This window comes from Arthrobacter sp. UNC362MFTsu5.1, assembly GCF_000685965.1.
GTDB lineage: Bacteria > Actinomycetota > Actinomycetes > Actinomycetales > Micrococcaceae > Arthrobacter.
Genome location: NZ_JMLE01000042.1, coordinates 22,663 through 28,710 on the forward strand (window position 1 = coordinate 22,663; position 6,048 = coordinate 28,710).

A 6,048-nucleotide genomic window follows, 5' to 3' on the forward strand; every position below is an offset into this window, starting at 1 on the left:
TTCTCTAAGTCTCGCTAGCGTTCGAGCCCGTCGCGCTCTAGTGTCTTGCCTTTGCCGCCTTGCTTGGCCATCTTGGATGTCCTCGCCAAGGAGGGCTTCTGGGTAACGGCGGCCGTCGGCGGCGTACCCTGGTGTTTGTCGGCCAGGAGTCTGGAGTTAACCGCTTCCCGATCGCCTTTGCCTTCGAGGCTTTCGACGAGCTGCTGCCGCCGCTCTGGTGAGTCATACGCACGTTCATCTTGTGCCTTTTGTGCTGCCTTGTCCTGCCTGTTGGCCCCTGCTACAACGGTGCCGGTCACCACTTCATCTGTGCGCGCAGCTGCGGCCTTGGTTAGTTCACTTTCGGCTTCGGTGCGTGCTTGCTGTGCCCGGGTGAGGGCTGCGGATACGGATGCTTCGTCCGCTCCTGTGTTGTTGACGTCAATGCCGTAGCGGGCGTGCACCTGGTTGCGGATGTGTTCGGCTGCCTGAAGGGCTTCGGGATCGTATGCCTTCCAGGTCGTGGCGGTCTGGTGAGCGTGTTGGATCATTTGGGGGGTGGCTTTGTCCCACCAGTCGTCCCTGGCGGTGGGTGCGAGCTGGGCGCGGGCGGCTGCGCGTTGGGCGTCGAAGCGTTCCTGCAGCTGGCGTGCTCGTTGTTCTTCGGCGGCGGCGATGGTGCGTTGTTCTTCTTCTCTCATTCGTGCCAGTTGTTCGCCGATGCGTGCGGCGACCATCAGCCCGGTACGCATTGCGCCGTCTACTGCTTCGTCCATTCCGTCTGCTTCGCTCATGCTTCTCCCCTATCGCTCGATGCCTGGTTTCGGATGGTGGTCCCTGTGTCGTTCCTGCGGGCCGGTTGGCCCGGCCTGCTGCAGTGCTTTTTCTGCCCTGGTGAGTGTCGTTGGGACAGGTGCGCCGCCGCGGGATCGTTCGGCAATGAGCCGTGCCCGGAGGGCTTCTTCGCTGGCTCCCGGGTGTTGTTCCCGCAGTGCTTCCATGGTGCTGGGTTGCGCTTTGATGGTCTGTGTTGTGGCGCTGGCTTCAACGGCTTTGCCGGCGGCAGTCACGGCTGCGGCGAGGCCGCGGACGCGTCGCAGGTCGTCGGTGGCTTTGTGCATGTCGTGGATGGCTCGGGCTGTCTGGGCGAGCTGCCTGAACATCAGGGCGTAGGCTGCCCGTTCGCTCTTGGATGTGGCTGCCAGCAGGATCATTGTTGCGCCGCGTGCCGAGGGCAGTGCGACCGCTGGTTGCTTCGGGTAGCGGCGGAGCTGGGCGGATTTAGACAGCTCCCGTGCCGCGTCGGCCAGTGGCCCGGGGGCGGGTTCGATGCGCTTGGACCATGCACCGAAGGCGGCGGATGTTTCGCGGGCGGCCTGCGCCCAGACGGCGTGGTCATTGTACGGGGTGCTGGCCAGTTTCTCCCGGAGAGCACTAACGTCATTGGCGTACTTGCTCCACAGCTCCGCGGATGGCTGCATCGTCTCCCTGCCCGGTGCAACGGGTCGGCGGTTGCGGGCTGCGGCGTTCCATTCCGCGACGGCAGCCGTTGCTGTTTCGGGTGTGCTTTCCCAGTCACTGCGGAGCTTGGGCAGGGCAAGATCGCGCCCCAGGGAGTTACCGCCGAACCAAACGGCCCGCTCCCCCTTACGTGGCCGTTCAGCGACAGAGTATCCGGTCACCACATCGGTCCGGCCGGCCGCGTAGCGCGGCCTTACGAGCAGGCCTTCTTGGCGGGCGCGACGGACGAACTCTGCCTCGTCCGTTGATGCTGTCGCACAGGTGCGGACCTTGCGGGCGAGGCTGTGGCGTTCGACCTCGGGCAGTCCCTGGCGGGCGGCTTTGGCCTGTTCCGCGGGGGTGTATCCGCGTTCAGCACGGACGGCGTCGAGTTCGGTGAGTCCGTACTTTTTCTCCAGTAGCCGGGCGACCTGTTGGGACTTGTACTTGCTCTTCCAGCTGTTCCATTTAGTACCGTCGTCACGGACCATGCTGGCCACGATGTGGATGTGGTCGTTGCCGTTCTTGCTCAGTCCATGGCGGACGGCAACCCATCGGGCCGGGGCCTTTCCGCCGTCCTCGGTGAAGTCCATGTCCTTCATGAAGTTATTGGCGATGGCGCCCCACTGCTCGTCGGTGAGCTGACCTTCTTCGGCGGCCAGGCTCAGTGAGCAGTGGAAGACGTGGCCGCCGTCGACCTCGGTTTTGTAGAACTGCTTGGCACGGTCCAGGGCGTTGGCGATATCCAATGCCGCGTCGCGGTTCAGTTCGTTATCGTCGTGCCACGCCATGAGCGCGGAGTCACCGGCAACGAGGTGCGGTTCCTCGTGTTCGTTGGCACGTCCCGGGCCCGCAAGGTAGATCATCAGGCCCGCCATGCGGTCGCCCTGGGTGATGTTCGGAATCACGTCAGGATCACCGGCCGGCCATGTCAGCGAGCATGCGGTCGATGCGGATGATGACGCTCTTGGCGTGCGCAATAGCGGGCGCAGCATCAGGCGGTACTTCACCCGTTGAGTTGGCGTGCCGGGCGATCTGGTTGATGTTGTTCGCCACGGACCCGATCAGGCGCTGAAGGTTCGAAAGCTGCATGAACTGATCACGCCGCTCCGACGGGCTTTCGCTGTCCTCATTCAGGGCCGCTTCGATCAGGAGCCGTGGGATCGTGACGCGGTGCTTCTCCGCCAGGGCAAGCAGCTGGGCCTCTTCTTCGGGGCTGACCTTGACCTCGTGACGGTGCATCCTGCCGCCGTCAACGTTCGCGCGGCGGCGGCGGGACTTCCAACCGGCGAAGCCGTTGCCTTCATTCATCCGTCGCCCCTCCCCTACCTTGCCAGCGCAGCGACCCGGAAACCCCGGGACCAGACACCAGTCTGCCGCGACCGGAACGCAGTTCCCGGGAGCGACACGAACTTAGCCCGGCTAAGTTCCCAGCTTGCTCCGCCGCAGTCGGCTCCTGCTCCTTTCGTGCCTTTAGTGCTTTGCTGGTCGGGAAGTGGCACGCCGCTGCGCGTCGCTGCCGGAAAAGCGGGTCGCCCTGTGGTTACGGTGGGGGCATGCCAACCATTGATATTGAACAGACCCGCAACCAGGCCCGCGCCCTTCTGGACTCGCGCATCGAGTCCGTCACAAACCTGGTCAAGGCCAGGCAGCGCATCACTGACCTGCGCGAGCAGCTCGCCGACGCCGAGCGCGAAGACAAGCGCGCCTACGTTCGCGCCACCAAAGACGGCTGGAGCCCGGAGGAGCTGAAGAAGCTCGGTCTGGAATCCGGCGCCGCCACCCGTCGCCGAAAGCCGGCCACCACCCGTACCGCGGACGACAATTCCCCGTCCTCTGACGACGGGGTTGCAGGGGCCGAGTAGCTTGCCCCTCGCCCACTTGTGCACGGCAAAAGCCCAACCGCTTCGCTGCTTTTCCCGCACCCAAGTGGACGACGGGACCCACCGGACCACCTGCACACAACCACCACGTCACCGCATGTGCCCACGTCGCCCTTAGGCGAGCGGTGGCTGTGCACAGCCTCTTAGGTGCGGGGTTGGGACGGGGCAGTTTTCCTTGGGCCAAACCTCGCTGCTGCCGTCCCAGCTCCGGGACGTGGCCGGGTCTTTTCAGCCGGGAGCACACATGGTTAGGGCTCCGCACCAGTTGGTGCGGAGCCTTTTGCTGTCTCTGCAGTGATGTGTCTAGACCTTTGCCGTAACGCTGTCGCGTACGTTCTGCCTGGTTGTGCGCGGCCGTGTGGTTAAACAAAGACAGGCCGGCTGGAGGGTCGGCCTGTCTTCGCTCCTCGGACAAAGGAGATCTTGCAAACTCAGCGTAGCTGAGCATGTTTCCGTGAACCCAGTTGCGCGGGGAAACCCCGCTGTTTGTGACAGCGCGGCACCAGGTGCGGGCATGGGATAGTCGCGTCGAACGGCGGTCCGCCGCTGGTGAGTGGCTGCTGTGGTTCGCCCTGGGCGGCGGACCGCCCGACTTCTGGAAGGTTCCGTGCCCTGGTGTGGCGATGGGCTGGTGGCCTTGCCGGGCGGTTGCGACAGATGACGCCCGGCAAGGCGGTACCAGTTTAGGCGGCGTCGGCCTCGGTCGGCTTGCCGCTGTCGAGGATGATCTGCTCAACCTCACTCGCGGTGTATCCCCATAGAACCAGCTGGTTCAGGTAGTCCCGGTGGGTCTGGCTCGGGGACCGCCATGAGTCCTTGGCGATCGTCTTTTCATACCCTGCACACACCAGCGCGATCAGGGAAAACTCCGGACGCGTCGGCGTCTTGGCGACGTGGTCGCGGAGCGGGTTCCACGCCCAGGCGTTGGACTCTTCGACCTTCGCCCCGACCATCTCAGCGGCGACCTTCCCGTCATAGCCGCTGGCCGTTTCCGAGTGGTGGGTGATGGCGTGCACGGTGAAGTACTGCCAGCCCTTCGGGGCCTGCTTCTTCGACAGCAGGTTCTTGACCCATTCGCGCCGGACCGTGGTGGCAGACTGCATCAGCTTGTTGTTCTCAATCAGGGTTTTCCGTTCGGCTTTCTGTTCATCGGTCATCGGGCCTTTCGGGGCCGACGATGTTCCGTAACCGCTGTAGTAGCGCAGGGTGAAGCCGAGATCCTTCCAGCCGGTGACCACGGCGACGGCGGAGTGCTCGCCCCGGTAGTCCGTTTCGATGTAGACGGCGTTTCCGTCCTCGTCCGTGGCCGGTTCCCCGTCCGCCCTTTTCAGGGACGTGACGCGGAGTGTTTCGCTGTCTTCCCCGTAGCCGCATTCGGGGACAACGGTGGTTCCTGCCGCTTCCAGCTCTGTGATGAGTGCGGCCAGCGCGGCGGCGCGGTCGCGCTTGTCCCGCAGTTGCTGGGTGACGTGCAGGAGCATGTCGGTTTCGTCCATGATGACCGATTCCAGCTCCTCGGTGGCGTCCTCGTCGCCTTCGAACTCGGCCAGAATGAGGGCTTCTTCGATGGTGTAGCCCTTGCCCAGGGCGGCAGCTCCGGTGTCGGTGGACTTGGCCTTCAGTGCGCTTTCGACGGTGGTTTTGGTCCGTCCGGTCTTCTTCGCGATCGCGGCCGCCGAAACACCAATCAAAGACAGCTGGTGGTAGGCCTCGGCCTCGTCCGCTTCAGTGAGTTCGGCGCGCTGGATGTTCTCCACCACCTGCGTCACGATGCGTTCGGCTTCCTCGGGGCTGTCGATGATCATCACAGGGATAGCCTCGCGCCCTGCCTCCACGGCGGCGCGGGTGCGGCGCTGGCCCATCAGCACATGCACGGTACCGTCGTCCTTGCGGTGGGCGATCACCGGTTCCATCACGCCGTGTTCCTTGATGCTGGCAATGAAATCCGGAGTCAGTGCGGCGTCCTTGCGGACGTTCACGTCAACAGTCAGGGTTGCCGGGTCGAGCATTTCAAGCGTGGGTGTTGCAATCATGAATGTATGTCCTTCTTGTCCGAGAAGTGGGGGTGGGTGGGGCGGCATTGGTGACCGGCCAGCTCCCCTGCTCCCCCCGTTGTTTTTTGGTTGCTGGCAAGCTTGCTTGCTCGGCGGCCGACGGAGGCCTGTCTACCCGTCAGGGCAAGGGCAGAAAAATCTTGCGGGATCCGAGCGTGCGAGGATCCCTGGCTAAAGAATTTTCGGACCGCTAGGCCCCGGTGGAGCCTGCGGAACCGGGGCTAGACAGGCTGGAGCGGACGCCTAGAATCCGCAGGACAGCAACAAAAAACGCTTGTAAACAACAGGTGATGACGGGCCGGAGCTCTGCGACGGACCGGCAGCACCAAACAGCCGGCCGCGCCAGCGGACGCCCATCAACTGGTTGAAGCGCAGCGCAAACCAGTGCGAGCCCTGCGAGCATGCCCTTCCCCTGGCCACCGGATTCGCCCGGGCCGGCCACTCCCTATCGCTTACGCTTTCCTGCCCTGCTTAGGGTGGGGGCATGACTGATCCGGCGCCGCGCCCGAGCCGCCCTCACAGGATGCTGCGGATCCTGGCTGTGGTCTTCACGGTTGCTGCAGCCGGATCGCTGGTGCTGGTGGCCGTGGACCTGGCCATCGGTCGGTCTGCTTCAGGCGATGTTTTCATCG

At 64.2% G+C, this 6,048-nt stretch carries 5 protein-coding genes; 1 reads left to right on the forward strand and 4 read right to left on the reverse strand.

All coding sequences use genetic code 11. From position 1 onward, the window contains the following. Positions 1–14 precede the first annotated feature (14 nt). The 3 genes from BS38_RS0122830 to mobC are packed head-to-tail and all read right to left on the reverse strand — an operon-like array spanning position 15 to position 2,790. A complete protein-coding gene (locus BS38_RS0122830) occupies positions 15–773 on the reverse strand; it encodes a hypothetical protein (protein WP_028272842.1) in 759 nt (252 codons plus the stop codon). 9 nt (positions 774–782) lie between these two features. Beyond that, complete coding sequence (locus BS38_RS26195; protein WP_051629118.1) at positions 783–2,387, reverse strand: relaxase/mobilization nuclease domain-containing protein; 1,605 nt, start codon at positions 2,385–2,387, stop codon at positions 783–785. 7 nt (positions 2,388–2,394) lie between these two features. Continuing rightward, complete coding sequence (gene mobC, locus BS38_RS26200; protein WP_051629119.1) at positions 2,395–2,790, reverse strand: plasmid mobilization relaxosome protein MobC; 396 nt, start codon at positions 2,788–2,790, stop codon at positions 2,395–2,397. Between the two features lie 245 nt (positions 2,791–3,035). Between mobC and BS38_RS0122845 the strand changes: the two genes are divergently transcribed. Beyond that, a complete protein-coding gene (locus tag BS38_RS0122845) occupies positions 3,036–3,344 on the forward strand; it encodes a hypothetical protein (protein WP_012311548.1) in 309 nt (102 codons plus the stop codon). A 701-nt stretch (positions 3,345–4,045) separates the two neighbouring features. Here BS38_RS0122845 and BS38_RS0122850 read toward each other — a convergent pair. Beyond that, entirely contained in the window at positions 4,046–5,395 is a 1,350-nt protein-coding gene (locus tag BS38_RS0122850) for a ParB/RepB/Spo0J family partition protein (protein WP_028272844.1), read from the reverse strand. Positions 5,396–6,048 lie beyond the last annotated feature (653 nt).

Excerpts from the sequence above, each read along its gene's own strand:
- BS38_RS0122830 (WP_028272842.1), bottom strand. The coding sequence starts at position 773 with ATGAGCGAAGCAGACGGAATGGACGAAGCAGTAGACGGCGCAATGCGT.
- mobC (WP_051629119.1), bottom strand. The coding sequence starts at position 2,790 with ATGAATGAAGGCAACGGCTTCGCCGGTTGGAAGTCCCGCCGCCGCCGC.
- BS38_RS0122845 (WP_012311548.1), top strand. The coding sequence starts at position 3,036 with ATGCCAACCATTGATATTGAACAGACCCGCAACCAGGCCCGCGCCCTT.
- BS38_RS0122850 (WP_028272844.1), bottom strand. The coding sequence starts at position 5,395 with ATGATTGCAACACCCACGCTTGAAATGCTCGACCCGGCAACCCTGACT.